Origin of the sequence: Maribacter sp., assembly GCF_016744255.1 — a bacterium.
Lineage (GTDB): Bacteria > Bacteroidota > Bacteroidia > Flavobacteriales > Flavobacteriaceae > Maribacter_B.
Map to the genome: position 1 here is coordinate 1 of NZ_JADGES010000038.1, position 24,630 is coordinate 24,630.

Consider the following 24,630-nt stretch of genomic DNA (forward strand, 5'->3'; position numbering starts at 1 on the left):
CTTAATGTGTTTTGCACGTGTGTTAAGTTTAGTTGCTCATTATGAGGCTGGTATGGATTATCATTTAGAGGTGCAATTAAAGAGCACTTATAAGTTTTTATTGAAAATGAATGATATGCATGCGGTGCAAAAAGAGATGATAAAGTTTTTACGTAATCTAGGAAATATATATCCGCATGAATTAAGAGATGAGTTTTTAAAACTTTATAAGGAACTTAAAAAATATGAAGACCATCCATATGAAAAAAGGGCATTTTTGTATTTAGATATAATATCTTGGCTAGAGAGTCATTTAGAGGATAAACCGGTTTCTCAAATTATAAGAGAAAAAGCATTGGTACAGAAAAGATAATGAACAATACACTTAAGAAAAACCCACATTTAGCTCATTTGCTAGAGATTAACTTGGCAATGCTTTTTATAAGTACTTCAGGGGTTCTGGGAAGATACGTACAACTACCTGTTATAGTAACTATTTGTATTAGAGCCTTATTAGCTTGTGGCTTGTTATACCTTTATTGTAGATATAAAAAAGTATCCTTCTATATTGATGTAAAAGACAGAATGTTAATAGGTATTAGTGGCGTTTTTCTATGTATTCATTGGGTTACCTATTTTTATGCTTTGCAGTTGTCTAATGTAGCTATAGGAATGTTATCTCTGTTTACATACCCTGTGATTACTGCTTTTTTAGAGCCATTTGTTTTAAAAACTAAATTTCAGAAAATGCATATAGTACTTGCGCTATTAGTGTTATTGGGAATTTATTTTTTAGCCCCTAATTTAGATATGGAAAATGATTATACCAAAGCAATTGGGTTTGGTATAATTTCAGCCATTTTTTACGCATTAAGGAATCTGCTTTTAAAGAAAAAAGGTGGTGCTTATAATGGTTCTAGTCTTATGTTTTATCAGGTAGCTGTCACTGGAGTATTATTAATTCCTACTTTATTTTTTATTGAACTAGACCTTGTTGTAGAACAATGGATGCCATTGCTAGCTTTAGCCTTATTAACTACAGCTATTGGGCATACTTTATTTCTGAAAAGTTTTAAAAATTTTAGCATTACTAGTGTTAGTATTCTAGGTAGTATACAGCCAATTTACGGTATTATTTTAGGAGTCTTGTTTCTAAGCGAAATTCCTACTTGGAGAACAGTAGTTGGCGGGTTACTTATATTAAGTTCTGTACTTATTGAAAGTATTCGTTCTTTTAAGAAAAAATAAAGCTACTTCTGTTCTTGCTTAATACCGGGAGAAGAATAATCTATTTGGTGAATAAGATTGCTGCCAAGATTTTTAAATTGATTGTTTTTAGCCATTTCACGAACCTTTACAGGGTCGAAATTTCCATTGAAATATAAAAAAGAACCTTTTTCATTATTGTTATTATAAATCAATATTTCTTTTACCGTATTTTTCTTTTCTCGGATAGAAACTACATTACGTTTTAAATTTTCGTTTTTACGATAAATTTCGATAAAAGAGTTTCCGGTAATACTATTCAGCTGCTTGTTTAAAAAAGTAGTTTTTTCTGCTGTAGCACTAGGGAACTGCATGTATCTTAAATCTCTTGTATTGCCAACTAAAGATTGCATTTCGGGAGATATATTACTAATTAACGAAAGCATAAAGTTTGGCACGCGTACAGCTGTAACGTGGTTATCATTTTTATGAGCGTTATAAAAAGTGTCTATTGAATTATAGCTACTACAAGATGTAATTAGTAGTAAGATTACAACAAAAAGAAAATTTTTAATCATGGGATAGTGTTAGTTTTAAGTACTAAATGTACTAAAATTAACAACAAGCGTTCCAGACAGGGTCATTAGGTGGAGGAGCAACTAAATTAATTGCTTCTTTTTTTACAGGATGTATAAAAGAAAGTTTTCTTGCGTGTAAATGAATACTACCATCTTTATTGCTTCTATTAAAACCGTATTTTAAGTCTCCTTTAATAGGGCAGTTGATTGCAGTTAATTGGGACCGAATTTGATGGTGTCTACCTGTTTTTAAGTCCACTTCTAATAAATAAAAGCTGTCTAGATTTTTTAATATACGATATTCTAAAATTGCCTTTTTGCTATCTGTAACTTCTTTTTTGTGGGCGTAAGATTTGTTTTGTTTGGTATTCCTTTTAAGCCAATGAGTTAAGATATCTGTGTGCTTTTCGGGTGCATTTTTTACAATTGCCCAATAGGTTTTTTTTGCTTCTTTTTCGGCAAATAATTTATTTAATCTAGGAAGAGCTTTCGACGTTTTGGCAAATATAACAATGCCAGAAGTGGGTCTATCTAATCTGTGAGCAACACCTAAGTATACGTTACCGGGTTTATTGTATTTTATTTTAATGTATTCTTTTACAACCTCGCTTAGTGGAATGTCTCCAGTTTTGTCTCCTTGTACTATATCTCCAGGTCTTTTGTTAATAGCAATAATATGATTGTCCTCGTAGAGAACCTGTAAATTGCTAGCATTAGAAATTATTTTTACAGCCACTAGATTTCAATGTTTTTATATCGTAAGGAAATATACAAAATTAATAAAGCTCCAATAGTTACAGATACGTCTGCCATATTGAAAATACCTGTTTTTAATATTCCAGCTTTTATTAAGAAAAAATCTGTTACAGAGCCGTATAAAATACGGTCTATAAGATTACCAATACCACCACCAATTACAAAAGCAAATGCCATTACAAGAATGTTGTTTAGGTCTGTCTTTAAAAGAGTTCTATATAATAATACTAGTAAAATTATAACAGGTAAAGCTTGTAGTAGAATAATTTTTAGAAAAGGAGGGAAGTTCTGTCCAAAACCGAGCATAGCTCCTGTGTTTTCAACATTGGTTAATATAAAATTATCCGAAATTAATGGAATATAATCGTTTGGTGTAACGTTCTTACGTACTGTAATTTTCGAAATCTGGTCGCACCCTATATTGAGTAAAACTACAAGTATTATTAAAAATCGCTTTGTCACTTTGTTTATAAGCATTTTTTAATATTGTTCGTCATCGTTTGGAAAATCTCTACTTTTTACATCTTTGACGTAATTAGAGATAGCATTACCCATCTCTTCATATAAGTTCATATACCTTCTTAAAAATCTAGGATTAAACTCGTGTGTCATTCCTAATAAATCATGAATAACAAGAACTTGCCCATCTGCATGTTTTCCGCCACCAATACCAATAGTTGGAATAGAAATACTCTCGGAGACTATTTTGGTTAATTCGGCAGGTATTTTTTCTAAAACAACTCCAAAACAACCAATTTTCTCTAATGTTTTGGCATCTTTCATAAGTTTTTCAGCTTCTTCTTCTTCTTTAGCTCTTACAGTATATGTGCCAAATTTGTAAATAGATTGCGGAGTTAAACCAAGATGTCCCATAACAGGAATACCAGCGTTTAATATTTTTTTAATAGAATCTTTAATCTCTTCACCACCTTCTAGCTTAACAGCGTGAGCGCCACTTTCTTTCATAATTCTTATGGCAGAGTGTAAAGCTTTTTTTGGGTCACTTTGGTAAGTTCCAAAAGGTAAGTCAACGACTACGAGAGCTCTTTCAACAGCTCTTATTACAGAAGAAGCATGATAAATCATTTGGTCTAATGTAATTGGCAGTGTGGTTTCGTGCCCAGCCATAACGTTACTAGCAGAGTCACCTACTAATATAATATCTACATTGGCAGAATCAACAATTTTAGCCATAGAATAGTCATAGGCTGTAAGCATGGAGATTTTTTCTCCATTCTTTTTCATCTCTACTAGAGATTTTACGGTTACTCTTTTATATTCTTTTTTTGCTGTAGACATTGTTTCTTTTTTAAGAAGGATAAAAGTAAGGAGATTTGTTCAATTCTAGAGGACATAATGGTGTTGAAATATTTAGCTTATTTTTATTCCGAACTATTTAACATAAAAGTTGTGAAAAAAATAAGCTTTCTAGTTGTCTTTCTGTTTTCTCTTAATGCTTTTACTCAAGAAACGGAAGAAAATATGGCAAAACAAACTGTTTTAGATTTCTTTAAAGCTTTTCATGCGCAAGATTCTGTGAAAATGAAAAAAGTAGTATCGTCGAAAGTCGTGTTGCAATCTATAGGGGAAAATAGGGCAGGAGAAATTACAGTGAGGACTGAAAAATTTAAGGATTTAATTAGGTATATTGTTAGTATACCAGATACGTTGCAATTTGAAGAAAAACTACTTTCTTTTGATGTAAAAGTAGATGGTTCTATGGCAAATGTTTGGGTTCCGTATGAGTTTTGGTTAAATGCAGAGTTTCATCATTGCGGGGTAAATTCTTTTCAGCTTTTTAAAGAACAAAGCCAATGGAGAATTATTTATTTAATAGATACTCGTAGAAAAGACGAATGTAAAAAATAACTCAAGCATTAGCAATCACTCAAGAAAACACCTACGGCTAATCCTCCTTCGGAAGTTTCTTTGTATTTAGAATTCATGTCTTTAGCAGTCTCCCACATCGTTTGCACCACTTTGTCTAGTGGAACTTTAGCATCTTCAGGGTTAGAGCCAAGGGCTAATTCTGCGGCATTAATAGCTTTTATGGCACCCATAGAATTACGTTCAATACACGGTATTTGTACCAAGCCTCCTATAGGGTCGCAAGTTAATCCTAAATGGTGTTCCATGGCTATTTCGGCAGCCATTAATACTTGTTCAGGAGTACCTCCTAATAATTCGGTTAGCGCACCTGCAGCCATAGCTGAAGAAACACCGATTTCTGCTTGGCAGCCTCCCATAGCTGCAGATATAGTAGCTCCTTTTTTAAAGATACTGCCAATTTCACCTGCTACTAAAAGGAACTTTTTAATATGATTAAAGGAAGCTTCATGGTTTTCAATGACTAAATAATACATTAAGACAGAGGGTATTACACCGGCACTGCCATTAGTAGGGGCGGTAACAACTCTACCCAAAGAGGCATTTACTTCATTTACAGCTAAAGCAAAGCAACTTACCCATTTAAGGATTTGCCTAAATTTTACTTCCGTTTGTCGAATGGTTTCTAGCCATTCTTGCGGGTTGTTATAAGGAAGTTCTCCTATTAAGCTACGGTGCATATCAAAAGCCCTACGTGTAACGTTTAGTCCTCCGGGGAGCTTGCCCTCTGTATGGCAACCTATATACATGCATTCTAACATAGTGTTCCAGATGCTTTGTAATTCTTCATCTATTTTAGCAGAACTTCTTAAAGATTGTTCGTTTACTAAAACGATTTCGGATATCGGTAATTTTTTTTGAAAGCAATAAGCAAGTAATTCTTTTCCTTTTTCAATAGGGTATGGGAAAGAGTAGAAAGCTTCTTTGTTTATTTTGGCAGATTTTTGTTCTTCATCTACAACGAATCCTCCACCAATAGAGTAGTATGTTTTAGTATATTTTTCTTTAGTATCTAGTTGTGCTTCAAAAGTTAATCCATTAGCATGAAAAGGAAGAAACTCTTTATGAAAAACTAAGTCTTCTTCAGGATCAAAAGAAATACTTTTTAATCCTCCTAATTGTATAATTTTTGTACTCTTTGTATGTGCAACAATTGCAGAAATTTCATCTATAGGTATGGTAACTGGATCGGTTCCAGATAATCCAAGTATTAATGCATAATCTGTGGCATGCCCTTTTCCTGTTAAAGAGAGAGAGCCGTATATATGTACTTTAATAGAGGTTATGTTCGAAAAAATATTTTCCTTTTTAAGGAGAACCAGCCAACGTTCCGCAGCACGCCATGGCCCTAGAGTATGAGAGCTAGAAGGACCTACACCTATTTTTAACATATCAAAAATACTAATACACTCCATAATTTTCTATTAAGATTTAGCTAATGTACAACGATATTTTTCGTTTTTTGGTTTAGTTAATTAAAAGAAAATATGTAAATGTTGTAAAAGGGAGGAGCCTATTTTACGTGACGATTTTTGAATTTATTAAAGATTAAGCGTCTTGCATGTCTCCTTTTGTCGGGGAGTATAGATAGTCTTATCTATAAAAAATGACAACCTGTCAGTTTTTTTGGCTTGGCATATTCTTTGTCATTCACATAATCGAATAAAAAAATGCACTAATAATTTAAAATATATATAATGAGCAAAATTATAGGTATAGATTTAGGAACAACCAACTCTTGTGTTTCCGTAATGGAAGGTAATGAGCCTGTTGTAATCCCAAATGCAGAAGGAAAAAGAACAACTCCATCTGTAATTGCCTTCGTAGAAGGTGGTGAAATTAAAGTAGGAGACCCTGCAAAAAGACAAGCAGTTACGAATCCGCATAACACTATTTATTCTATAAAGCGTTTTATGGGGAATAAGTACTCAGAGTCTAGCACAGAAGCTAAAAGAGTACCTTATAAAGTAGTAAAAGGAGATAATGATACTCCAAGAGTGGATATCAACGGCCGTTTATATTCTCCGCAAGAATTATCTGCTATGATTCTTCAAAAAATGAAGAAAACGGCAGAAGATTATTTAGGACAAGATGTTTCTAGAGCAGTTATTACTGTTCCTGCATACTTTAACGATGCACAAAGACAAGCTACAAAAGAAGCTGGTGAAATTGCAGGTTTAACAGTGGAGCGTATCATAAATGAACCAACTGCTGCATCTTTAGCATATGGTATGGATAAGAAAGATACCGATCAGAAAATTGTAGTTTTTGATTTTGGTGGAGGTACACATGATGTTTCTATCCTAGAATTAGGAGATGGTGTTTTTGAAGTATTATCAACAGATGGTGATACACACTTAGGAGGTGATGATGTAGATCAAAAAATTATCGATTGGTTAGCAGAAGAGTTCAAAGCAGAAGAAAGCATGGATTTACGTGAAGATGCTATGGCATTACAACGTTTACGTGAAGCTGCTGAGAAAGCTAAAATAGAATTATCTTCTTCTGCACAAACAGAAATTAATTTACCTTATGTTACTGCAACTGCTTCAGGACCTAAGCATTTAGTACGTACACTTACTTTGGCTAAATTTAATCAGTTAATAGATGATTTAGTAAAAAGAACTATTGAGCCATGTGCTACAGCATTAAAAAATGCAGGTTTATCTAAGAGCGATATTGATGAAATTATCTTAGTAGGTGGATCTACAAGAATCCCAGCTGTTGTTGAAGCTGTTGAAAAATTCTTCGGTAAAAAACCATCTAAAGGGGTTAACCCAGATGAGGTTGTTGCTGTAGGTGCTGCTATACAAGGTGGCGTTTTAACAGGAGATGTTAAAGATGTATTGTTATTAGATGTTACTCCATTATCATTAGGGATTGAAACTATGGGTGGTGTAATGACTAAGTTGATTGAAGCGAACACAACGATTCCTACTAAGAAATCGCAAGTATTCTCTACAGCAGCGGACAATCAGCCATCCGTAGAAATTCACGTTTTACAAGGGGAGAGACCAATGGCGACAGATAACAAAAATATCGGACGTTTCCATTTAGATGGTATTCCACCAGCACAAAGAGGAACACCACAGATTGAGGTTACTTTTGATATTGATGCTAACGGTATAATCAAAGTTTCTGCAACAGATAAAGCAACGAATAAAACACAAGATATTCGTATCGAAGCTTCTTCAGGATTAACAGAAGAAGAAATTAAGAAAATGAAAGCAGAAGCGGAAGCAAATGCTGAATCGGATAAGGTTGCAAAAGAAACTGCGGATAAATTAAATGAAGCAGATGGAATGATTTTCCAAACAGAAAAGCAATTAAAAGAGTTTGGTGATAAGATTTCTGAGGACAATAAAAAACCTGTTGAAGAAGCTTTAGAAGAACTTAAGAAAGCATACGAATCTAAAGATTTAGCTGTAATTACACCAGCTTTAGATAAGATAAACGAGGCTTGGAAAGGTGCATCTGAAGAAATGTACAAAGCGCAAGCAGAAGCACAACAAGGAGGAGCTGCTCCAGAAGGTGATGCTGCATCTGCAAGTACAGAAGAAGGAGACAATGTAGAGGATGTTGACTTTGAGGAAGTTAAGTAAGAAATACTCTAGTAGTAATTTATAGAAAAGAGGGACTGTTATGCAGTCCCTTTTTTATTGGCATAAGTTTTGTTTTTATGCCAAAGGAATAACCCCTAATTTTACAACTCACTATAATAGATTGCAATAGATGAAAAATAATTATCTGTATTTATGTTTGTTACTGGCGATTGGCATGTTCTGTAAATTGCAATCACAGGAAATTAAAATATTTACCACCAATGATTTTGATTTAATAGATAGTGTAAAAACTAATTTAGTGGTTACTAAATATGGGAAAGAAGAGTATAACTTTAGCCCAGATGGTCGTTTAGAAAAATCTATAACCAAATATAACGATGCAGATTACAGTATTACCTATTACAAATACGATGGGTCTTATTTAAAAGAAAAACGATTCGAAAATTATAGAGAAAATACCTTTGATGCCAATACATCTATCGCAAATTTTTATGCTATTGATTCTACATCTAACTTAAAAATAATCGAAAAAATTATTGCGTATAATAAAGAGTTATTAGAACAATATGAATATATCTATAACGAAGAAAAAGTATTAGATAAGATAATACGAACCAATGATAATGGTATTGATAAAACAGATATAACATACGACCATTATAAAGGGGAGGATACCAAAACCTATTTGTTAAATGGTGAAATATTAAAATCTATACGAACCTCTATCGGTAAAGGAAAGAATAAGAGTGCTATTAAGGTGGTGTTAACAAAAACATATTTAAAAGGGAAGCCAGTATCCGCTATAGAAGAGGTGTTTAATAGCCAAGAACAATTACTTTCAAAGACCACTTTTGAGCATAGTATTAAAACCAAACAATTTGAAGTACAGCAGGTGAGGGTTTATTTCTACGATGAAAAAAACTTTTTATCTAGGACAGAAACTACAATAGGGGAGGAAGTGGAAGTTAAATCTTATATCTATCAGTTTGATAATGGAGAATCTGGCAACTGGGTAAAAGAAATAGTAACTCCGGATAATACATATACTACTAGAAAAATCAGTTACTACTAAAACTAGAGTATGGTTTTAGTACTATTTAAATAAAAGCTGCTTGTGGTTCTCTTAATTATTCGAGCAAAGCCGATATTAATTCTTTCTTTATTTCATGTCCACCATCAAATAAAATTTGCTTTGCTCTTCCATTGAAAATAACAGCAATCCTGTCAGCTCCCTTTTTTCTATTGTCTTCGGAGATATATTCATCTTTGTTACCAATAATACAAGTAATTTTAGCATTTTGGTCTAATAAATATTGAAAATGTTCTTGTTCTAATTCATTAGGAATACTTCCAGAATATAAGACTAAATGGTTGCAAGGAATTTTACATAAAGCACTCCAGCGACTAGCAATAGAAACTCCTTGAGAGTATCCAAAAACAATAACATTGTGTTTTTTTGTGCTTATATTTTCTTGTTGGTAAACTTGGTCTAAGTAGTTTAAAGTGTTATGTATTTCAGTATCTGTATCTTCTTTGGTGAGCCAGCTAGCTCCAACGCGCTTGTAATTGTCCTTTAAATAATATTTAGAAGGGGCTTGTGGGGCTATAATATAATTTTTATCTGCAGGTAAAGAATCAAAATAACGAATAAAATAACGGCTTAAATAGCCAATACCATGTAGTACTATCCAAATGTTTTTTGTTTTAGTAGTTATAGAATTTAGTGTTTGGTAGCTGCTCGTTGCTGTATAGGTTACCTGCTTTTTTGTAAGACTCATATGCTTGGTATGCTAATAAAGAATTTAGAGTAAAGATAGCGAACCAATCCTTAAATGGAATAAACTTAGTTCTTTTGTAATATGTATTTATTCGTATCGGAATGCTTAATTTTACAAAAAAGAACAGCATGGACGATTATAAAAATAAGATTCTAAAAATATGTAATGAAACCTCTAAGAATACACTGATGGAAACTTTAGAGATTGAATACGTGGATGTGGGAGAAGATTTTTTAATTGCTAAAATGCCTGTTACATCTAAAGTACATCAACCAGATGGTGTTTTACACGGAGGAGCTACCGCTGCTTTAGCAGAAAGTGTAGGTAGTACAGCTTCTTATATTTTTTTGGATGGAGAAAATTTCTTTGTCCGTGGTATTGAAATATCTGCCAACCATGTAAAGAGTGTAAAAGATGGTTTTGTATACGCAAGAGCGGGAATAGTACATAAGGGTAGAACTACCCAGTTGTGGGAAATAAAAGTGACCGATGATAATGGAAATTTAATTTCAGTCTGTAAATTAAGTACCATAGCCTTACCGAGAAAATAATATGTTTAGGCAACTTATAGAAAAAGCAGAAGAGCAGTTAGTCAAAAAGGCACCCTTTGTTCTGTATAGAAAACCTAGTAGTACTATAGTTAATGGAGGTTTCCAGAATACTCCAGAGGTATATCATGTAAAAACCTTTAAGGAAAAGGGGTTCGTTTTTGCACCATTTAATGCCGAATTACCTGTTGTTTTAATGCATTTAGATGATCATGTAATGGCGCCTTATGTTCCTCTTTTAAAAGAAGAAGAGCATAAGAGAACAGAGTGCAATATAGAGGAGTCAGATAAGGATTTTCATATACAATTAGTAAAAAAAGGAATTGCAGAAATAAAGAAAGATGCATTTAAAAAAGTGGTGCTTTCTAGAAAAATAGTAGTAGACTGTACTAGAGATCCTTTTATTCTTTTTACTGCCTTATTGCAAAAATATAGTGCTGCTTTTTGTTATTTGTGGTATCATCCCAAGATAGGAATGTGGTTAGGAGCTACTCCAGAAATATTGATGAGGTTAGAGGGTAAGAGGCTAACAACCATGTCTTTAGCAGGCACAAAGCCTTATGTGGAAGAGCAGGAAGCGCAATGGGGAGCTAAGGAGTTAGAAGAACAAGAATTAGTAACGGAATATATTACTACCGCACTAAAAGATAAAGTAGATAAATTGGTTTCTTCTAAGGTGGCATCTATTAGGGCTGGTAATTTATGGCATTTAAGAACAAAACTCACCGCAGATATTAAAAATGAATCTTTGCAGAGTATTGTAAAAGTATTACACCCAACACCGGCAGTTTGTGGTATGCCTAAAGAGGTAACTCAATCTTTTATTCTAAAGGAAGAAAATTACGATAGGCTTTTTTATACAGGCTATTTGGGAGAATTGAATGTAAAACAAGAGAATTTAAGAACTACACGAAGAAGGAACACAGAGAATAGAGCGTATAAATCTATTAAAATAGTATCCGATTTATATGTTAATCTACGCTGCATGCAATTGATAAAAGAAAAAGCTTTTGTATATGTTGGCGGAGGCATTACTAAAGATTCTGACCCTGAAAAAGAATGGGAAGAAACGGTTAATAAAAGTAAAACTATGCTGTCTATTTTAGGTGCAACGTAATATTTTATCGAGTATTGGTTTTAGTTCCTGTATCGTTGTATTTTTGTAATACATGAAATACTCTAATATTCCATCCGCACAAACTATAATACAACATTGCCAAGCAAAGGGAGTAAAGAATATTGTTCTTTCTCCTGGTTCTAGGAATGCTCCATTGACTATTTCTTTTACTGAAAATACTTTTTTTACATGTTTTAGTATCGTAGATGAGCGTTGTGCAGCCTTTTTTGCATTGGGGATGGCGCAACAGTTAAAAGAACCTGTAGCAGTAGTTTGTACATCGGGGAGTGCATTACTGAATTATTACCCAGCTATAGCAGAGGCTTTTTATAGCGATATACCATTGGTAATTATATCAGCAGACAGACCTACTAATAAAATTGATGTAGGAGACGGACAGACGATTCGCCAGGCCAATGTTTTTGCAAACCATATAGGGTATTCGGCTAATTTAAAAGAAGATGTATTTAATGATGTAGTAGCGCAGAAAGAAGTGCAGTCTTTTAATGATATGGAGCTTAATAAGGCATTAAACATTGCATTAGCTCAAAATACTCCAGTGCATATTAATGCCCCTTTTGAGGAGCCTTTATATGGTCAGGTAAGCTTATTAAGCACCATTGCGAATATTGTATTTAGTGTTAATGAAAATGTAGATGCTGATTTTGTAAAAGAAGATTTTTTCGAAATTTGGGACAAGGCAGAACGGATTATGATTTTAGTGGGGGTAAATGCACCCAATACTATAGAAAAAGATGTTTTGAATAGGTTAGGAGAGGATCCAAGAGTAATCGTTTTAACCGAGACAACATCCAACATACATCATCCTAGTTTTTTTCCTAGTATAGATAGTATTCTTGCTCCGATAGAAAAATCAGAAAATAAGGAGGGATTGTTTAAGGAATTGCAGCCAGATGTTTTACTAACTTTTGGCGGTTTGGTAGTTTCTAAAAAAATTAAAGCATTTTTAAGAACGTATAAACCCAATTTTCATTGGCATATAGATAAGAAAAAGGCTTTTAATACTTACTTTTCTTTATCAACTCATATAAAAGAGAAACCAAATACGATTCTAAAATTACTTATAAATCGTGATGAAAATAGGATAGGGTCTTATTTTGGTTTTTGGGATAAAAGACGTGAGTATTATCTTGAAAAGAGAGAGGAATATAATGAGGGTATTGTATTTTCAGATTTTTTGGCTTTCGAGAAAATATTGAAAAGCATTCCTGATGATAACCAGCTTCAATTATCTAATAGCTCTACAATACGGTATTCGCAACTGTTTAATAACAAACCTTCTGTATCTGTTTTTTGTAATCGAGGAACAAGCGGAATAGATGGTAGTACATCGACTGCTATTGGTGCGTCAATTTATAATATAACGCCTACTTTACTAATTACTGGTGACCTAAGCTTTTTTTATGACGCTAATGGTTTATGGAATTCTTATGTAAGAAAAGATTTTAGAATAATCGTAATTAATAATGATGGAGGTGGTATTTTTAGAATTTTACCAGGTAAAGAGGACTCTAAAAGTTTTAGTACCTTTTTTGAAACCAAACACAATCTCAATGCAAAAAACCTTTGTGATATGCATAATTTTCAGTATTTAAGTGCTGAAAATGAGGGTGAATTAAGTGAGGGACTAAAGAACTTATATAGATTGTCAGAAAATCCGAAGCTATTAGAGGTGAAAACTCCTAGATTATTAAATGATAAAATTTTGCTCGGTTATTTTGATTTTATATCTTAGATGATTATAAACCATTAATTTATTTTATACAACACTAAAGATTATGAGTAAAAGAGACGATTTAATTACAAAGTATGCTGCTGACATCAAAGATAAGTTTGGAGAAAGTGCAGATATGGATTTATTAACAAAAGTAACTATTGGCTTAGGTCCATCTATCTACAATATCGATGCATCTAAAGTATCTGGTTCGGATGAGAAAGAGTTAGCGACGGTTAAGAACAACTACTTAATTAAGAAATTAGGTATGGCAGATTCTGCTAAATTAGACGAAGGTATTAAAACTGTAATGGATAAATACGGTTCAGCTAATAGAAATAAGCATAGAGCTGTTGTTTATTATATGCTTTGTAAGCATTTTGGTAAGCAGTCTGTATACTAGTAGTATCTTTATAAGATATAAAAAAGACCACTTTTTAAGTGGTCTTTTTTTGTTTTAATACTTTTTTATTTTTTTAGAAATAAGCAAGAGAAAGAATATTTACAAAAGGTAAGGGAAGTTTCTTTTTTTTAAATGTAATTTTGCTTTATGATAGAGCTTGGGAAATTAAATAGTTTGGAAATATTAAGAACAACAAGTGTTGGTCTTTTTTTAGGGGATGAAGAAGGAAACGATGTTCTTTTGCCAAATAAATATGTGCCAGAATCTTATGAGATAGGAAGTAAAATATCTGTATTTTGCTATTTAGATTATGAAGAGCGTCCAATTGCTACAACTTTGGAGCCATACATCATGGCAAATGAATTTCAACTATTGCAAGTGGTTGAGGTAAATGAGATTGGTGCATTTCTGCAATGGGGTTTAGAAAAACATCTACTTGTTCCTTTTAGAGAGCAACGAGAAAAAATGCAAGAAGGACAATGGTATGTTGTCTATTGCTATTTAGATGAGCGTTCCAACCGTTTAGTTGGGTCTAATAAAATAGACCGTTTTTTAAGTAATGATAATTTAGATTTGCGTGTTTGGGATAAAGTACAGCTAATAGTTACTAGGCAAACAGATTTAGGCTGGGAGGTAATTGTAAATAATAAGCATAAAGGCTTAGTATATTCTAATGAGGTTTTTAAGAAAATATCTATTGGGGATACCATGCCTGGTTGTGTTAAAACAATTAGAGCAGATAATAAGTTAGATATTTCTTTACAGCCACTAGGAACTAGAGTTTTAGAGCCAGCTGCAAATAAAATACTCGAAATTTTAGAGCAAAAAGGAGGGCATATTCCTTTACACGATAAATCGGATCCAGAGGAGATAAAGGCAATGTTTCAGATGAGTAAAAAAACATTTAAAAAAGGTATAGGAACATTATATAGAGAGAGAAAAATAACTATAGAATCTGACGGAATTCATTCTAAGCCTGTAAATTAAATAAGGTTAAATATTATTCTGATAATCAGGTGAATATGTATTTTTTTCTGATTGAAAAAGATTTGTATAACGTGCATTTTTTTTTAAAAGTGTAATTCTTGAAAAAAAGTTATCGACATTCAGGTATTTTATGTAAATTTAGGGCGTTAAGAGCCCTAAATTTAACACCACATGCCATTTATAGAAGAAAGCGATTTACTAGAATTACATAAAGATATAGATAAAGCTCAGATAATTAATGAGCGCTTATTGGATCAGATAAAATTTAAGAACAAAGAATTAAAGAAAAGTAAAATTCAGCGTAATGTCTTAGCAGGTGTTACAGCTCTTTTTTTAATAGGAACTTTGACCGTTACTTCTTTTACTGCGGGTTTAAGTAGTTCTAATTCTTTTGAGAAGCAAAATAACGGTAATAATTTATTAGTTTCTATAGATAGTTTAGACGCTATTAAAAGTAGAATTGATAATCTTAAAATTCAGAACGAAGAATTAAGCTTGGTAAAAGAGTTTTATTTAGCAAAAGAATTTTTAGAAAAAGAGAAGATATATTCCGTTCAGGTTAAATCTTTTGTAGAGAACAATATTACCTTAGCTTCAGAAGCTCTTACAAATACGTTGTTTGTAAAAACGAACCCATATTATTCGTATTCCTTAGGTAATTTCCAAACGTTAAGCGAGGCACAAAAATTTAGAAAACAACTTGTAGATTTAGGTTTTCAAGATGCTTTCGTAGCTTCTTATAAAGAAGGGAAGCGTTTAAAAATAGAATCTCCGAATTAGTTTGAGTAAATTAAAAGTCTGGCTAAATGCTGCCAGATTAAGGACTTTGCCATTATCCATATCTGGTATTCTTGTAGGTACTGGTTTGGCTAATTTCTATGGGTATAATGACAATATTATATTTCTTTTATCACTGTTAACTACAGTGGGTTTCCAAATAACCTCTAATTTCGCCAATGATTATGGAGATGGTGTAAAGGGAACAGATAATGAAGATCGGATCGGCCCAAAACGTGTTTTGCAAAGTGGACTTCTTACTAGAGAAAAGTTAAAAAAAGGAATTTACATTTCAATTATTGTCAACATCATTCTTGTATTGGCCTTGGTTTTTTATGCTTTTGGTACAGAAAATTGGCTATTTATTCTTTTATTTTTATTTTTAGGTGGGTTAAGTATTTGGGCCGCAATAAAATATACCGTTGGGAACTCTGCGTATGGTTATAAAGGCTTAGGAGATGTTTTTGTATTTGTGTTTTTTGGTCTTTTAAGTGTTTTAGGATCTCTTTTCTTATATACCAAATTCATAACTTTTCAATCTGTTTTACCTGCAATATCCATTGGAACTTTAAGTACAGGCGTTCTTAATTTAAATAATTTACGCGATTGTGTTTCGGATAAAAAGGCTTCTAAAAATACGGTAGTAGTAAAATTAGGATACCAGAATGGCAAAATTTATCATTACGTACTCTTGCTATTAGCAGTATTTGGTATGAGTATCTTTACTTTATTGAATTACAAACAATTCTGGAGTTTTATGCCATTAATAGCTTTTTTTCCTTTAGCAGTACATTTTAGAAAAGTGACCGTTACTAAAGAACCTGTTTCTTTAGACCCTGAGTTAAAGAAATTGGCTCTTACTACCTTTTTTATGGCAATACTCTTTTATATTTGTTATATTTATTTTTTGTAATTTTGATTACTAACCATTAAAACAAAATAACCTTGGAACAACCAATTAAAATACTAATCGTAGAGGATAATGTCATAATTGCGGATGATATGCAATCTATGTTAGAGGAAATTGGTTACGAGATTGTAGATAATGTAATTGTTTATGAGCAAGCTGTAGAGGTTCTTAAATCACAGCAAGTAGACCTTGTTTTAATAGACATTATACTGGCCTCGGATAAAACAGGAATAGATTTAGGAAAGCATATTCGAGAAAATTACGATATTCCATTTATTTTTGTAACATCTAACTCGGACAGAGCTACTGTAGAAAATGCAAAAACAGTAAAACCCAATGGATATTTGGTAAAGCCTTTTGAGCAACAAGATTTGTATACTTCTATTGAGATAGCTCTTTCGAACTTTACTTATGGTACAGGAGGAAAAGCTGCAGATGTAGCCTCGGATGATTCTCCAATGTCTAATTCTATACTTAAAGATTCTATTTTTGTAAAGAAACAGCATTTATACTATCGTATTCAATTTGGGGATATTCAGTTTATTAAAGCTGATAATGTCTATTTAGAGGTAAATACAGTAGATAAGAAGTTTTTAGTACGTTCGCCATTAAAGGATTATTTAGGAAAACTTCCTAAGAATAAATTTTATAGAGCACATAAATCTTACATAGTTAACGTGGATCATATAGATGCTATTAACTCAAAGGATATTATGATTAACAATAATTTAATACCAATTTCTAAAGATTTTAAGGAGTTTATTATATCTGCGATGAATTCATAGAATAAAGAATTTTAACAAAAAAAGATGCATAAATGCATCTTTTTTTGTTTTTACTCTATGCTGTACGCTCCTTGAAATACGTATAAAACCGATGAAATACACTATTTTTGGAGTTTTATTCTTTTCACAACAAAATAGAGTACTTACACAACAATATTTCCTTATTTCTAATGAGATAGAATATTTTTGAAGTAAGTATAAAAAACGTTCCATTAGCTCTTTTTTTTTAGCTACTTGTCGTTAAACTTCATTTAAAAAAACAGAAATAGTATTATGTTCGAAATTGTTGCTTATAAATAATATGAAAAATTTACTGAAACAATTCGTCTTAGCCGTCTTTGTGTTTTTTTTTACAGCTACTATTTCTTTGGCCCAAGATTCTATTCCAGAAAAAGACAATGTATTTAAAAAGTTCAAAAGCTTAGAAAATACAGAAGGAAGATTTAAATTCTTTTTTAATACTCCAAACCGTTACATTCAAAACTCTGCCTATGATTGGTTAGATTCGGTAAATTTATATCTTAACGAATCGGAACATAGTGGAGATACTTTAGCTATAAACAAGTACGCTATTCTGCAATCTCAAATACATTATGATTTGGGAGACTATGATAAGAGTTTGGCTATTGCTAAGGAATTGTACGAAAAAAAGAAAAACTTAGAAGAAAAATCAAACTTTTTAATTCTTAATTTACTAGATAAAAATTACTCAAAATTAGAGTTGTATGCCAAGCAAATCGAAATTAGAAAAGAGAAAAAAGAACTTGGTATAACAGAAAATGTTGCGTTCTATGATATTTATTCAAATTTAGGTTTGCATAGAAAAGCAATGGATGATTATTTTAAGGAAGAGAAAAAGTTTATAGCGGAAGATGATTTCTACGGACAAGCAGTATTTTATAATAATGTAGGAAGTTATCTTAGATTAGATAAATCTACGCCAACAGCATTAAGTACGTATAAAAAAGCAAAAGGATTTGTTAATGTTTACTTAAATGATGTAACTAAGGTAAAAACAGCTAAACAGTTAACTAAAGCTAATCATTTAAAAGGAATTATTGAAGGTAATATAGGTAAATGCCATGTTCTTCTAAAGCAATATGAAGATGCATTGCCTTATTTAGAAAGAAGTGTACAGACAATTCAGGAGTTTAATAAAGGTAAGTTTTCTTCTGACGAAGTAGAAAACACATTGGAAATGGCAGAATGCTATTTGCAAATGGGAGACCTAGAAAAAACTACAGATATTCTTAGTAATACGATAACTCCTAGTACCATAGAAAATATTCTAAAAAAGAATAAGCTATTTGCTTCTTATTATAGTAAAACGGAAGATTATAAAAGCTCTGCTTACTACCTAAGTAAGGTTATTAGAATGAAAGATTCTGTTAGTATAAATCAATCTTCTCTTAAAAAACAACAATTAGCAGCTGTTGTTGGTCAAGATTTGGAATATTCTAAAAAGATGATGGAGCAACAGAAGCAGGCATTGGAAGATTCTAGAAACGAAATGATAGCTAAAGATGAGCGTATTAATATAGTTTTTATATCTCTAGTGTTTCTATTGTTAGGTTTTGCTGGTTTAGTATATGCGTACTTAAGAATTATAAAAAGTCAAAGACTTATTGTAGAGCAAAAACATATTATAGAAAAGGCTTTAGTAGAAAAAGACTCTCATTTAAAAGAAATACACCATAGGGTTAAAAATAACCTACAAATGGTTTCTAGTTTATTGAGTTTACAAACCAAGAATACAAGAAGTAAGGCTGCAATAGCGGCTTTAGAAGAAGGGAAAAGCAGGGTTAAAGCAATGGCTTTAATTCATCAAAAATTATATCAGAATGAAGATCTTTCTGTTATCGAAATGCAAGGGTATATAGAGAGTTTAATTAATAGCGTACAATCTGTTTACAAAAAAGGAGGTCATAGTATTAGTATTACTATCGATGCAGAAGGAGTAGAGTTAGATATTGATAGGGCAATACCTTTTGGATTAATGTTAAACGAGTTGGTTTCTAATTCTTTTAAATATGCATTTCCAGACGATGGCACAGATGGAAAAATTTATATTCACCTTAGAAAAAACCATGGTCAAGAAGGTTTTTTTGAATACACGGATAACGGAATAGGTTTACCTGAAGATACCGAAGTAAGAGCAGAGGCTTCTATGGGGATTCGCTTAATGAATCGTTTGGCTAATCAATTACAGACAAGTTTAAATACGGATCGTACAACAGAAGGCGTTCGTTTTTGGTTTAATTTTAAATAAAACCTTTAACGTACCGTACTTTTAAGAACAAGCTTATGTAGTAGTTTAGGAGAAAAACGTTTTATATATACAGCGAATATTTCTTTTTTTCCAATGTATACTTCAAACTTATTTTTTTCTATAGCGGTAATAACTTTATTCGCTAAAACACTGGGTAATAAACCATTTTTGGTTGCTTCATCTTCTGTTTTTTGTTTACTTCCGTTAGCTATTAAAGCATTTTTAGCGACATTAGTTTGTATAAAGCCAGGGCATACAAGAGTTACATTAATTTTATCTTTTTCATGTTCCATTCTAAGGACATCAAAAAAACCATGCAGTGCATGTTTGGCACCACAATAACCAGAACGATAGGGAGAGCCAAATTTTCCCATTAAACTGGTAATAGTAACAAAGTGCCCACTATTTTGTCTTATAAAATAAGGAAGTACGGCTTTGGTTAAGGCAACAGTTCCTAAATAGTTGATGTCTATTAAATTTTTATAAACATCAAAATTGGTATCCTTAATTAAAGACCTTTGGCTTATTCCAGCATTGTTTATTAAAATATCAATCTTACCAAAAAAAGAAAATGCTTTTTCAGAAACAAGAATCATAGCATGATGTTCATTTAGATCTAGCGATAAAATTGTAACGTTTTCTGGAGTATTACATTGGCTTTTAACCCTTTCTAATTCTTCTTCTCTGCGTGCCGAAATAATAAGTTTACATCCTTTTGTATTTAGGGCGTATGTTAAAGCTTCGCCAATTCCAGAAGAAGCACCAGTAATCCAGACAATTTTATTATTTATCCTTTTCATTTCAATACTTTTATAACTTAAAAATATAGTTAAATTTGATGGTACTCATGAAAGCAACCTATAAAAAATTTGATTTAATATTTAAAAGACCCAGTGGAACTTCTAGAGGGGTTTTAACAACCAAAGAAACATGGTTTATTATTTTAGAAGAGAATGGGAGGAAAGGAATAGGGGAATGTGGTATTTTTAGAGGACTTAGTGTAGATGACGTCCCAGAATATGAAGAAAAATTGAATTGGGTTGTTGTTAATATTCATAAAGGCTTAGATTATTTACTTATGGTATTGGAGTCTTTTCCAAGCATTCAATTTGGATTAGAGCAAGCATTTTTATCTTTAAAAGCAAAAGATGATTTTTCATTATATCCATCAGATTTCACAAGTTTAGAAGCGCCTATAGATATAAATGGACTTATTTGGATGGGAGATGAAAATTTTATGCTCCAACAAATTGAAGAAAAGTTAAAACAAGGTTTTAGGTGTATAAAACTTAAAATAGGTGCAATAGACTTTAATACAGAATTATCTCTTTTAGCGGCAATAAGAAAAAAGTATAATAAAGAGCAAATAGAACTTCGTGTAGATGCAAATGGAGCGTTTTCGGAAGATACTGCTTTGGAGAAATTGAAGCAATTAGCAGTGTATGATATTCATTCTATTGAGCAGCCTATAAAACAAGGGAATATTGTAGCGATGCAAAAATTATGTAAAAATACGCCGTTGCCAATTGCTTTAGATGAAGAGCTAATAGGAGTATTTTCTGTAACAGATAAAGAGAAATTGCTACAAATAATAAAACCTCAGTATATTATATTAAAACCAAGTTTGGTAGGCGGTTTTAAAGGAAGTGAAGAGTGGATTACCTTAGCAAATAAATATAATATTGGCTGGTGGATAACTAGTGCATTAGAAAGTAATATAGGTTTAAATGCCATTGCGCAATGGACTTATATGTTGAATAATAAAATGCCGCAAGGCTTGGGTACAGGAGCCTTATTTACCAATAATTTTAATAGCCCGTTAATGGTTAAAGAGGGAAAGCTACGGTATAGTAAAGAAAGGAATTGGAAGAAAAATTTAATAGAAAATTTATGTATATAGAGCAAGGTTATAAAGGGAAGCAAGATTTTTGGAGGTACATGGTTGGTCTTGCAATCATTTTTGTAGGATGGCAAATTTTAGGAATGATTCCCCTTGTGGTTGCTTTAGTGTCTAAATCGGAAAGTTTAGCTACGATACCTATGGGTATTCCAGGGATGAGTAAACTTTTGGGTTCCAATCTTTTTCTGTTTTTAATGCTTTTGTCTTTTGCATTTGGTTTGGTGGCTACTTTTTTTACGGCTTCGGTATTACATCAGCAAACAATAACAGCTTTAACGACCTCTAGAAATAAAATAGATTGGAAAAGGGTAGGATTTTCCTTTTTTTTATGGGCAATTATTTCTGTTGTTTTATTAGGGGTAGATGTATTTCTTTCTCCAGAAAACTATGTGCTTAATTTTCAATTAGAGCCCTTTCTTATTTTAGCAGTTGTGGCTATTCTGTTTATACCCATACAAACTAGTTTTGAAGAATATTTTTTACGAGGGTATTTAATGCAGGGGATAGGGCTTTTAGCAAAAAATAGGTGGGTGCCATTGGTAGTTACTTCCTTAATTTTTGGGCTATTACATTTAGCGAACCCAGAAGTGGAAAAATTAGGGTATGGCATAATGGTTTTTTATATAGGAACAGGTTTTTTTCTTGGTATTTTAACGTTGATGGATAAAGGTTTGGAGCTGGCTTTAGGGTTCCATGCTGCTAATAATTTATTAACCGCTTTATTGGTTACTGCAGATTGGACAGCTTTTCAAACAGATTCTATCTATAGAGATGTGTCTGACCCTGAGTTAGGTTTAGATGTGTTTATTCCTATTTTCGTAATTTTTCCAATATTGCTTTATGTTTTTTCTAAGAAATACAACTGGACTAATTGGAAGGAAAGATTAACAGGTGCTGTTCTGTCTAAAGAAGTTTTTATGGAAGAAAATATCTCAGAAATTGGAGAAGAGTAATATACATCCAAATTTTCAATTGAATGGAATTGCCATTTCAGAAAATACGATAGTAGAATTATCCTATTCTTTAATAAAGGAAGGAGAAGATTTTGAAAAAGAAATTGGCGATTTTCTACTGCAATGGGTAGATGTTAATGATACTATTATAGTAGAAACATCTGGTTCTACAGGGGAACCCAAATCTATAAAGTTGCAAAAGAAACATATGGTTAACTCAGCCTTGGCAACAGGTGATTTCTTCAATTTAAAACCTAAATATTCAGCACTGTTATGTATGTCGACCAATTTTATTGCAGGTAAAATGATGTTGGTAAGGGCAATGGTTTTAGGATTGCATTTAACTGCTGTACCGGCAAAATTAGACCCTTTAGATGGATTGGTCCAAACTTTTGATTTCTGTGCAATGGTGCCTATGCAACTGCAAAATTCTTTAGATAAAATAGAAAGAATAGAAACAGTTATTATTGGAGGAGCACCAATGTCTAAAAATTTAAAAGATAAATTACAAGGAATAAAAACTCAGGTTTTTGAAACCTATGGGATGACCGAAACAATTACCCATATAGCTTTAAAAAAGATAAATAGTAGCTCTGCAAATGTATTCACTACTCTTGCAGGAGTTGTAGTGTCCAAAGATGAAAGAGATTGTATGGTGATAAATGCACCGCGAATATCGGATGCCCCAATTATTACGAATGATATTATAGAGTTACTTTCTAAAACTGAATTTACATGGTTGGGAAGATATGATTCCATAATTAATTCTGGAGGTATAAAATTAATACCGGAACAAATTGAAGAAAAATTAGCAAAGGTTATAGAGGATAGATTTTTTGTTACGGGTATTCCCGATGATATTTTAGGGCAAAAATTAGTACTGATTATAGAAAGTAAAACGGAAAATCCAGATATTTTAGCTCATGTACAAAGCATAAAAGGACTGGATAAATACGAAAGACCTAAAGAAGTGCTCTTTCTGAAGGCTTTTATAGAAACAACAAGCGGTAAAATAAATAGAAAGAAAACGATTCATTTGCTTTCTTGCTAGCTATGTAATAATGGTGTTCTTTTCTGAATTCAGAAGGAGTCCAAATTTTGCGTAATTTAATATTTTGTATTTTCATTGCATAATAATATGATTATGAAAAAACAAATACTCTTTTTAATTTTAGGTTTTTCTATAAATGCATATTCTCAACAGATACTTCCGGAACAAGAAAGAGCAACGGTAATAGACGAAATTTTGAGTAATCGTTTCAATCATCTTCTGCCAGAGATAATGGATGCCTCTGGTATGGATATGTGGATTGTTATTTCTCGAGAATATAATGAAGACCCAGTAATTAAAACGATGCTTCCGGCTACTTGGTTGAATGCTCGTAGAAGAACAATACTTCTTTTTTATAGAAATAAACCTGCTAATACTATAGAGAAATTAGCAGTGGCAAGATATAATGTAGGAGAAAGTATTGTTTCGGCTTGGGACAAAGAAAAAGAACCTAATCAGTGGAAGCGATTAATGCAATTAATAGAAGAGCGTAATCCTAAAAAGATTGGCTTAAATTTTTCTAAAGACCATAATATTGCAGATGGATTGGGTAAGACGGATTATGATGAGTTTATGGCTAATCTCCCAAAAAAGGATCATAAAAAAGTGGTTTCTGCGGAACAACTAGCTGTTCGATGGATTGAGACCAGAACAGAAAGAGAAATGATTATTTACAACCAGTTAGTGGACATTACGCATGATATAATTGCAGAAGCTTTCTCGGAAAAAGTAATCACTCCTGGTGTAACGACGACAACGCAAGTAGAGTGGTGGATGCGTCAAAAAGTAACCGACTTAGGTTTAGAAACTTGGTTTCATCCAACTGTAGATGTACAGCGTACTAGTGAAGAATTAGTAAACCATTTGTATTCTTTTTCTGGGAGACCAGATGATTTAATTATTCAACCTGGAGATTTGTTGCATTGCGATTTCGGAATTACGTATTTGCGATTAAATACAGATTGCCAAGAATTAGCTTATGTACTAAAACCAGAAGAGTCAGAAGCGCCAAATTATCTCATAAAAGGTTTGGAAGAAGGGAATAAAGTACAAGATTTTTTAACTAGTAATATGATTGAAGGTAGAACAGGTAATGAAATTTTGGCAAAGGCATTGCAAGATGCCAAAGCAGTGGGGCTAAGGCCGGCTATTTATACACACCCTTTAGGGTTGTACGGTCATTCAGCAGGTACGACCATAGGTATGTGGGATTCTCAAAATGGAGTGATGAAAGATGATGGAGAGAATTATCCATTAAATCGTAATACAGTTTATGCCATAGAATTAAATACCACCATTACAATTCCTGAATGGAAAAGAGATATACGAATCATGCTAGAAGAAGCTGGTTTTTATGGTAAAAATGGATTTAGGTATGTAAATGGCAGACAAACAGAGTTACTCCTTATTCCAAGAACAAAAAGAAACCAAAACAGGCTTTAGTAATA

General features: G+C 32.4%; 24 protein-coding genes and 1 pseudogene. 18 read left to right on the plus strand and 7 right to left on the minus strand.

The genetic code is table 11. The features are described 5' to 3' along the window. Together QZZ51_RS08305 and QZZ51_RS08310 are read left to right on the plus strand one after the other, a co-directional pair. A pseudogene (locus tag QZZ51_RS08305) lies at nucleotides 1-352 on the plus strand (hypothetical protein); the annotation flags it as partial. Continuing rightward, complete coding sequence (locus tag QZZ51_RS08310; RefSeq protein WP_291868515.1) at nucleotides 352-1,227, plus strand: DMT family transporter; 876 nt, start codon at nucleotides 352-354, stop codon at nucleotides 1,225-1,227. The pseudogene QZZ51_RS08305 and the gene QZZ51_RS08310, both read left to right, overlap by 1 nt. A 2-nt stretch (nucleotides 1,228-1,229) precedes the next feature. Here QZZ51_RS08310 and QZZ51_RS08315 read toward each other — a convergent pair whose 3' ends face one another. From QZZ51_RS08315 to panB, 4 genes are read right to left on the minus strand one after another with little or no spacing between them, the layout of a single operon-like run. Beyond that, on the minus strand, nucleotides 1,230-1,763 hold the full coding sequence (locus tag QZZ51_RS08315) for a DUF4252 domain-containing protein (RefSeq protein WP_291868517.1): 534 nt from the start codon (nucleotides 1,761-1,763) through the stop codon (nucleotides 1,230-1,232). 37 nt (nucleotides 1,764-1,800) lie between these two features. After that, on the minus strand, nucleotides 1,801-2,499 hold the full coding sequence (locus tag QZZ51_RS08320; RefSeq protein WP_291868520.1) for an RluA family pseudouridine synthase: 699 nt from the start codon (nucleotides 2,497-2,499) through the stop codon (nucleotides 1,801-1,803). After that, nucleotides 2,499-2,996 carry a signal peptidase II gene (gene lspA / locus QZZ51_RS08325; RefSeq protein WP_291868523.1) on the minus strand — a complete coding sequence of 166 codons (498 nt, stop codon included), beginning with the start codon at nucleotides 2,994-2,996 and terminating at the stop codon, nucleotides 2,499-2,501. The genes QZZ51_RS08320 and lspA overlap by 1 nt, the downstream gene beginning before the upstream one ends. A gap of 3 nt (nucleotides 2,997-2,999) precedes the next feature. Beyond that, entirely contained in the window at nucleotides 3,000-3,818 is an 819-nt protein-coding gene (panB, locus tag QZZ51_RS08330; RefSeq protein WP_291868526.1) for a 3-methyl-2-oxobutanoate hydroxymethyltransferase, read from the minus strand. 111 nt (nucleotides 3,819-3,929) lie between these two features. Here panB and QZZ51_RS08335 point away from each other — a divergent pair, with 111 nt between their 5' ends. Then, nucleotides 3,930-4,388, plus strand: coding sequence for a nuclear transport factor 2 family protein (locus QZZ51_RS08335; protein WP_291868529.1), 459 nt, complete (start codon nucleotides 3,930-3,932; stop codon nucleotides 4,386-4,388). Between the two features lie 8 nt (nucleotides 4,389-4,396). Here the strand turns inward: QZZ51_RS08335 and QZZ51_RS08340 are convergent, their stop codons facing one another. Continuing rightward, complete coding sequence (locus tag QZZ51_RS08340; protein ID WP_291868532.1) at nucleotides 4,397-5,821, minus strand: L-serine ammonia-lyase; 1,425 nt, start codon at nucleotides 5,819-5,821, stop codon at nucleotides 4,397-4,399. Between the two features lie 282 nt (nucleotides 5,822-6,103). On the opposite strand from QZZ51_RS08340, the gene dnaK reads away from it, so the two are divergent. After that, a complete protein-coding gene (gene dnaK / locus QZZ51_RS08345; RefSeq protein WP_291868535.1) occupies nucleotides 6,104-8,008 on the plus strand; it encodes a molecular chaperone DnaK in 1,905 nt (634 codons plus the stop codon). Between the two features lie 130 nt (nucleotides 8,009-8,138). After that, a complete protein-coding gene (locus QZZ51_RS08350; protein ID WP_291868538.1) occupies nucleotides 8,139-9,041 on the plus strand; it encodes a hypothetical protein in 903 nt (300 codons plus the stop codon). A 55-nt stretch (nucleotides 9,042-9,096) separates the two neighbouring features. On the opposite strand, the gene QZZ51_RS08355 is transcribed toward QZZ51_RS08350, so the two are convergent. Beyond that, nucleotides 9,097-9,747 carry an esterase gene (locus tag QZZ51_RS08355; RefSeq protein ID WP_291868541.1) on the minus strand — a complete coding sequence of 217 codons (651 nt, stop codon included), beginning with the start codon at nucleotides 9,745-9,747 and terminating at the stop codon, nucleotides 9,097-9,099. A 128-nt stretch (nucleotides 9,748-9,875) separates the two neighbouring features. Here QZZ51_RS08355 and QZZ51_RS08360 point away from each other — a divergent pair, with 128 nt between their 5' ends. The 9 genes from QZZ51_RS08360 (at nucleotide 9,876) to QZZ51_RS08400 (ending at nucleotide 19,278) form a co-directional block, all read left to right on the plus strand. Next, nucleotides 9,876-10,298 carry a hotdog fold thioesterase gene (locus QZZ51_RS08360; protein ID WP_291868544.1) on the plus strand — a complete coding sequence of 141 codons (423 nt, stop codon included), beginning with the start codon at nucleotides 9,876-9,878 and terminating at the stop codon, nucleotides 10,296-10,298. A gap of 1 nt (nucleotide 10,299) precedes the next feature. After that, nucleotides 10,300-11,412, plus strand: a complete 1,113-nt coding sequence (locus QZZ51_RS08365; RefSeq protein WP_291868547.1) for a chorismate-binding protein — start codon at nucleotides 10,300-10,302, stop codon at nucleotides 11,410-11,412. 52 nt (nucleotides 11,413-11,464) lie between these two features. After that, nucleotides 11,465-13,168 (plus strand): 2-succinyl-5-enolpyruvyl-6-hydroxy-3-cyclohexene-1-carboxylic-acid synthase, encoded by a 1,704-nt coding sequence (gene menD, locus QZZ51_RS08370; protein WP_291868550.1) that lies wholly within the window; start codon nucleotides 11,465-11,467, stop codon nucleotides 13,166-13,168. Nucleotides 13,169-13,211: 43 nt separating this feature from the next. Then, a complete protein-coding gene (locus tag QZZ51_RS08375) occupies nucleotides 13,212-13,550 on the plus strand; it encodes a DUF2853 family protein (RefSeq protein WP_291868552.1) in 339 nt (112 codons plus the stop codon). Between the two features lie 147 nt (nucleotides 13,551-13,697). After that, nucleotides 13,698-14,537, plus strand: coding sequence for a S1-like domain-containing RNA-binding protein (locus QZZ51_RS08380; protein ID WP_291868554.1), 840 nt, complete (start codon nucleotides 13,698-13,700; stop codon nucleotides 14,535-14,537). A gap of 171 nt (nucleotides 14,538-14,708) precedes the next feature. Beyond that, nucleotides 14,709-15,317, plus strand: coding sequence for an SPOR domain-containing protein (locus QZZ51_RS08385; protein WP_291868557.1), 609 nt, complete (start codon nucleotides 14,709-14,711; stop codon nucleotides 15,315-15,317). A gap of 1 nt (nucleotide 15,318) precedes the next feature. Further along, nucleotides 15,319-16,227, plus strand: coding sequence for a 1,4-dihydroxy-2-naphthoate octaprenyltransferase (menA, locus tag QZZ51_RS08390; protein ID WP_291868559.1), 909 nt, complete (start codon nucleotides 15,319-15,321; stop codon nucleotides 16,225-16,227). A gap of 32 nt (nucleotides 16,228-16,259) precedes the next feature. After that, complete coding sequence (locus QZZ51_RS08395) at nucleotides 16,260-17,009, plus strand: response regulator (protein WP_291868562.1); 750 nt, start codon at nucleotides 16,260-16,262, stop codon at nucleotides 17,007-17,009. A 301-nt stretch (nucleotides 17,010-17,310) separates the two neighbouring features. Continuing rightward, nucleotides 17,311-19,278, plus strand: coding sequence for a histidine kinase dimerization/phosphoacceptor domain -containing protein (locus tag QZZ51_RS08400; RefSeq protein WP_291868563.1), 1,968 nt, complete (start codon nucleotides 17,311-17,313; stop codon nucleotides 19,276-19,278). A 5-nt stretch (nucleotides 19,279-19,283) separates the two neighbouring features. Here QZZ51_RS08400 and QZZ51_RS08405 read toward each other — a convergent pair whose 3' ends face one another. Then, nucleotides 19,284-20,078, minus strand: coding sequence for an SDR family oxidoreductase (locus QZZ51_RS08405; protein WP_291868566.1), 795 nt, complete (start codon nucleotides 20,076-20,078; stop codon nucleotides 19,284-19,286). Between the two features lie 47 nt (nucleotides 20,079-20,125). Here QZZ51_RS08405 and QZZ51_RS08410 point away from each other — a divergent pair, with 47 nt between their 5' ends. The 4 genes from QZZ51_RS08410 (at nucleotide 20,126) to QZZ51_RS08425 (ending at nucleotide 24,625) form a co-directional block, all read left to right on the plus strand. Next, nucleotides 20,126-21,178 (plus strand): o-succinylbenzoate synthase, encoded by a 1,053-nt coding sequence (locus QZZ51_RS08410; protein ID WP_291868568.1) that lies wholly within the window; start codon nucleotides 20,126-20,128, stop codon nucleotides 21,176-21,178. Then, nucleotides 21,169-22,131, plus strand: coding sequence for a CPBP family intramembrane glutamic endopeptidase (locus QZZ51_RS08415; RefSeq protein ID WP_291868570.1), 963 nt, complete (start codon nucleotides 21,169-21,171; stop codon nucleotides 22,129-22,131). The genes QZZ51_RS08410 and QZZ51_RS08415 overlap by 10 nt, the downstream gene beginning before the upstream one ends. Further along, complete coding sequence (locus QZZ51_RS08420; RefSeq protein ID WP_291868573.1) at nucleotides 22,118-23,182, plus strand: AMP-binding protein; 1,065 nt, start codon at nucleotides 22,118-22,120, stop codon at nucleotides 23,180-23,182. Before QZZ51_RS08415 ends, QZZ51_RS08420 begins: the two co-directional genes overlap by 14 nt. A 93-nt stretch (nucleotides 23,183-23,275) precedes the next feature. Continuing rightward, nucleotides 23,276-24,625 (plus strand): M24 family metallopeptidase, encoded by a 1,350-nt coding sequence (locus QZZ51_RS08425; RefSeq protein WP_291868575.1) that lies wholly within the window; start codon nucleotides 23,276-23,278, stop codon nucleotides 24,623-24,625. The last annotated feature ends 5 nt before the right edge of the window (nucleotides 24,626-24,630 follow it).

What these genes read in the sequence shown, in the direction of transcription:
- QZZ51_RS08310 (WP_291868515.1), top strand. Translation starts at nt 352, where the DNA reads ATGAACAATACACTTAAGAAAAACCCACATTTAGCTCATTTGCTAGAG.
- QZZ51_RS08315 (WP_291868517.1), bottom strand. Translation starts at nt 1,763, where the DNA reads ATGATTAAAAATTTTCTTTTTGTTGTAATCTTACTACTAATTACATCT.
- lspA (WP_291868523.1), bottom strand. Translation starts at nt 2,996, where the DNA reads ATGCTTATAAACAAAGTGACAAAGCGATTTTTAATAATACTTGTAGTT.
- panB (WP_291868526.1), bottom strand. Translation starts at nt 3,818, where the DNA reads ATGTCTACAGCAAAAAAAGAATATAAAAGAGTAACCGTAAAATCTCTA.
- QZZ51_RS08340 (WP_291868532.1), bottom strand. Translation starts at nt 5,821, where the DNA reads ATGGAGTGTATTAGTATTTTTGATATGTTAAAAATAGGTGTAGGTCCT.
- dnaK (WP_291868535.1), top strand. Translation starts at nt 6,104, where the DNA reads ATGAGCAAAATTATAGGTATAGATTTAGGAACAACCAACTCTTGTGTT.
- QZZ51_RS08350 (WP_291868538.1), top strand. Translation starts at nt 8,139, where the DNA reads ATGAAAAATAATTATCTGTATTTATGTTTGTTACTGGCGATTGGCATG.
- QZZ51_RS08355 (WP_291868541.1), bottom strand. Translation starts at nt 9,747, where the DNA reads ATGAGTCTTACAAAAAAGCAGGTAACCTATACAGCAACGAGCAGCTAC.
- QZZ51_RS08360 (WP_291868544.1), top strand. Translation starts at nt 9,876, where the DNA reads ATGGACGATTATAAAAATAAGATTCTAAAAATATGTAATGAAACCTCT.
- QZZ51_RS08365 (WP_291868547.1), top strand. Translation starts at nt 10,300, where the DNA reads ATGTTTAGGCAACTTATAGAAAAAGCAGAAGAGCAGTTAGTCAAAAAG.
- menD (WP_291868550.1), top strand. Translation starts at nt 11,465, where the DNA reads ATGAAATACTCTAATATTCCATCCGCACAAACTATAATACAACATTGC.
- QZZ51_RS08375 (WP_291868552.1), top strand. Translation starts at nt 13,212, where the DNA reads ATGAGTAAAAGAGACGATTTAATTACAAAGTATGCTGCTGACATCAAA.
- QZZ51_RS08380 (WP_291868554.1), top strand. Translation starts at nt 13,698, where the DNA reads ATGATAGAGCTTGGGAAATTAAATAGTTTGGAAATATTAAGAACAACA.
- QZZ51_RS08385 (WP_291868557.1), top strand. Translation starts at nt 14,709, where the DNA reads ATGCCATTTATAGAAGAAAGCGATTTACTAGAATTACATAAAGATATA.
- QZZ51_RS08400 (WP_291868563.1), top strand. Translation starts at nt 17,311, where the DNA reads ATGAAAAATTTACTGAAACAATTCGTCTTAGCCGTCTTTGTGTTTTTT.
- QZZ51_RS08405 (WP_291868566.1), bottom strand. Translation starts at nt 20,078, where the DNA reads ATGAAAAGGATAAATAATAAAATTGTCTGGATTACTGGTGCTTCTTCT.
- QZZ51_RS08410 (WP_291868568.1), top strand. Translation starts at nt 20,126, where the DNA reads ATGAAAGCAACCTATAAAAAATTTGATTTAATATTTAAAAGACCCAGT.
- QZZ51_RS08415 (WP_291868570.1), top strand. Translation starts at nt 21,169, where the DNA reads ATGTATATAGAGCAAGGTTATAAAGGGAAGCAAGATTTTTGGAGGTAC.
- QZZ51_RS08425 (WP_291868575.1), top strand. Translation starts at nt 23,276, where the DNA reads ATGAAAAAACAAATACTCTTTTTAATTTTAGGTTTTTCTATAAATGCA.